Annotated in this window: 4 protein-coding genes; all 4 read right to left on the minus strand. The window is 69.6% G+C overall.

Features of this window, described 5'->3' with window-relative positions; genetic code table 11:
- Positions 1 to 155: dTMP kinase (locus P7D22_RS22605; protein ID WP_442916135.1), on the minus strand; the 155-nt coding region annotated here is incomplete at its 3' end.
- Positions 156 to 159: 4 nt separating this feature from the next.
- On the minus strand, positions 160 to 1,323 hold the full coding sequence (locus P7D22_RS22610) for a D-alanyl-D-alanine carboxypeptidase family protein (protein WP_319936506.1): 1,164 nt from the start codon (positions 1,321 to 1,323) through the stop codon (positions 160 to 162).
- Between the two features lie 65 nt (positions 1,324 to 1,388).
- Positions 1,389 to 2,393, minus strand: coding sequence for a septal ring lytic transglycosylase RlpA family protein (locus P7D22_RS22615; protein ID WP_319936507.1), 1,005 nt, complete (start codon positions 2,391 to 2,393; stop codon positions 1,389 to 1,391).
- A gap of 284 nt (positions 2,394 to 2,677) precedes the next feature.
- Positions 2,678 to 3,782: OmpA family protein (locus P7D22_RS22620; RefSeq protein ID WP_319936508.1), on the minus strand; the 1,105-nt coding region annotated here is incomplete at its 5' end.

Raw genomic sequence — 3,782 nt, forward strand, 5'->3', positions numbered from 1 at the left:
GCCCGGATGGCCTCCGCCTTGGGCGAGCCGCCCGGCTCGCGGGTGCCGAGCGCCGGGCGGCCGGCAGCGCGCAGCCGCTCGACGAGCCGCCGCACCTGGGTCGACTTGCCGACGCCTTCGCCGCCCTCGAGCGTGATCAGAAACCCGCGCCGCATAGGGCTAGTGCCGCGCCAGCCGCTCGCGGACGAAGCCGCCGACCAACTCGAACCCAGCATCGAGGGCCCGCTTGCCGAGCGAGCCGACCGGCACCTCCTCAATGGTCTGCAACGGCACCTCGACCAAGGGGGAGGCGCCGCGCGTGACGACGAGATGCGCCACCTCGGTGCCTTTCAGCACAGGCGCCGGCAGCGGCCCGGTGTAGACGATGCGGCCGGCGAGGCGCTCGCCCGAGCCGCGCGGCACCAGCACCGTGATCGGCTTGGCAGTGCCGAGCGCCACCTCGGAGCGTTCACCCCCGAACACCGAAGCGGTGCCGACCGCCTCGCCGGGGCCGAACAGGGTGCGTTCCTCGAAGGTGCGGAAGCCCCAGGCCAGCAGCTTCTGGGCCTCGTTGGCGCGATCGCGCGCCGTCTTCAGGCCGTTGACCACGACGATCAGCCGTTCGTCGTTCTGCACCGCCGAGCCGACGAGCCCGTAGCCGCTTTCGGCCAGGTCGCCCGTCTTCAGGCCATCGGCGCCGATGTTCATGGCGAGCAGCGGGTTGCGGTTGGGCTGGCGGATCTTGTTCCAGGTGAAGTCGCGCTCGCCGAAGATCTTGTAGAACTCCGGATAGGTGTCGATCACCCATTGGGCCAGCCGGGCCATGTCGCTGGCCGTGACACGGTGGTCGGGGTCGCCGCGCCCCCAAGGGTTGGTGAAGTGGGAGTGCGCCATGCCGATCGCCCGGGCGCGCTCGTTCATCAGCTTGGCGAAGCCGTCCTCCGAGCCTGCCACGCCTTCGGCCAGCGTGATGGCGGCATCGTTGCCGGACTGGATGATGAGGCCGCGCAGCAGATCCTCGACCCTGACGGTCGAGTTGACGGCCAGGAACATGGTGGAGCCACCGGATTTGGTGCCGCCGTCCCGCCAAGCGTGTTCCGACACCCGAAAGGTGTCGTCGAGCTTGAGCCGGCCATCCTTGATCTCGTGGAACACCACCTCGGCGGTCATCACCTTGGTGGTGGAGGCCGGAATCATCGGGGCCTCGCCGTTCTTGCTGAACAACACCGTGCCAGTGCCGGCATCCACCAGATAGGCGAAGGCCGCCGTCGTTTGGAAGTCGTCGGTGGCGGCCTCGGCGGCCGGCATCAGCATGAGGGCCGCCGCAGCGAGCGCCCCCCGCATGAATCCGCATCCTGCCACGCGCATCATCGCCATGGTGTCGACCTGTTCAGCGAAGCCGTCCCGGCTCAATCGTCGGTGTCGCGCCGGGGCGCCAGCGATGCCTGCCGACGCAATGGGGATGATGCGGCGTGACGCAACAAGGGCGACGGGTGCGGCGCCACCGGCGGCAGCAGCATGGCCGTGGCGGGGGACGGCACGGGCCGTCGACGCCCATGCCGGCTGCCGGCGTCGAGGTCCGGCATCGGACCGACGCTGAAGGGCCGCGCCGGCGGCACCGGCACGGCGGCCCGACGCAGCAGCGTTGATGGGACGGGTGCTTCGGCGTCACCGGGTTGCTCGGCCTCAGGGGGACGCGTCGCGACCGGGTTGGGGGACGGAGCGGCCGGCGTCGGGGCCCGCCGCTCGTCCGACGCGTCCGCCACAAGGGTGGTCGGGGCCGACGACATGCCGGGCATCTGGGCCGCGCCACCGTCGGTGCGCAGGCTCGCCATCAGGGTCTCGTCGTCGGAGCCCGACAACGGTGCCTTGCCGATGTAATCGACGCGGATGCGCGCCGTGCCGGCACCGCGGAACGACAAGGCTTCCGCCACCCGTTGCGACACGTCCATGACGCGGCCGCCGTGGTAAGGGCCGCGATCGTTGACCCGCACGATCATCGAGCGGCCGTTGCCCATGTTGGTGACCCGCACATAGCTCGGCAGCGGCAGGGTGGGATGGGCGGCCGAAATGGAACGCTTGTCGAAGACCTCGCCATTGGCGGTGCGACGGCCATGGAAAGCGTCGCCGTACCAGGAGGCCGTGCCCACAACCGCGTAACCGTTGGGGTTGGCGCTCGGCACATAGGTATGGCCGCCGATGACGTAGGGGCGGCCCGTGAGATAGCTGCCGCCGCCGCGCGGCACGGCCTCGCCGTCCGCCACCATCTGCGGGCTCGACCACACGCCGAGCTTCGGGTCCCAAACGCGACCGGCCAGCTTGCCGGCGAGCCTGGCCTGCGGCTCCGCGGCGCAACCCGCGAGGAACAATGCGGCTGCGACCAGGAAAAATTTCAGAACGCGTGCGACCGGCATCAGGACCAGCGGGGCATGGCGTTCAGGGTGAAGCGGACCGGCATGCGCACTCGTTCGGTTGTTTAACCATGCCTAGGGCCGAGTGCTTAAGATTCCGCTTCGGCCACGAAGCCCGCGCATATCAGGCCAGGATGACCGAATGGTCAAGGTTGGGCTCTTCGCACAGGTTTATGCGCCTCCCGCGTGAACGGGAGGCGGTCGCCTCGCGATGCAAGGTCGGATGAGAGACAGGACTTGGCCGCGATCCCTTCCCCCGTTCGCACGGGAGAAGGGTTTGCACCAAGCTACTGGGCGCTGGCGCCCTGGCCGAGGAGCGGCGTGATGCGACGCACCGCGACGCGGCGGTTCTCGACGCTCGGCCCTTGCGTCTGCACCTTCAGATATTGCTGACCGTAGCCCTGGGTGACCAGGTTCTCGGCCGGCACCTGGAAGTTGCGGCTCAGGATGGCGGCGACCGATTGCGCCCGACGATCCGACAGCGACAGATTGTCGGTCGGGTTGCCGGTGGCGTCGGTGTAGCCCTCCACCATGTAGATCTCCTTCGGGTCGCGCCGCACCGCGGCGTTGATGGCGCCCGCGATGGAGGCGAGGCGCTGCGCCTGGTCGGGCGACACCGTCCAGGAACCTGAGTCGAAGTTGATCGCGCTGAGGTCCACGCTGCGCATCCGGGCCCGGATGTCCGGGCTGTAGCGCACCTGGTCGAGCGTGTAGCGGCGCGGCAGCGGCGCCACCGGCGGGGCCACCAGCGTGTCGTAGACGATTGCGGGCGGCGCATCGGCGGCATCGACGATGTACCGATCCGGCGGCGGCAGGTCGGCCGGCGGCGGGGGCGGCAAGCTCACGACATCGTCGACGAAGTTACGGTCGTAGCGCGTGTAGCGGTTGTCGATCAGGACGACTTGGCTTCCGTTCGGATATTCGCGCACCCGGCGGATCAGGCGGCCCTGGTCGTCCGTGTAGGTGAAGATGCGCGATCCGTCCGGCCGGTCATAGCTGGCGACGTCGTAGCCGCCCTGCCGCTGCACATCGACCTCATAGCCGAGGTCGCGGAACCGCTCGTTCTCGTCATGGGCGATGTAGAACTGATTGTCCTGCTCGACGATGGTGCGGCCCGGCTCGCGGATGATCGCCACGCCGTTGTCGTTGAACTCCTGCCGGTCGGCGCGGACCTGATTGAAGTTCTGCACCGCCTGGGCGGCCAGGAAGCCCCCCACGAAGCCGGCCGCCGCGCCGACAATGGCGCCGTTACCGTTGTTGCGCTGCTGGCTCTGCTGGCCTGGAGCCGGCTGACCGGGTGCCGCCCTGGGTGCTGCGCCCTGCGGAACGCCGCCACCTTGCGGTGCGACGCCTTGCGGGGCTGCGGGCGGCGGTGGGGGCGGCGTTCCGCAG

Origin of the sequence: Lichenihabitans sp. Uapishka_5 (genome assembly GCF_033947565.1) — a bacterium.
Taxonomy (GTDB): Bacteria; Pseudomonadota; Alphaproteobacteria; order Rhizobiales; family Beijerinckiaceae; genus Lichenihabitans.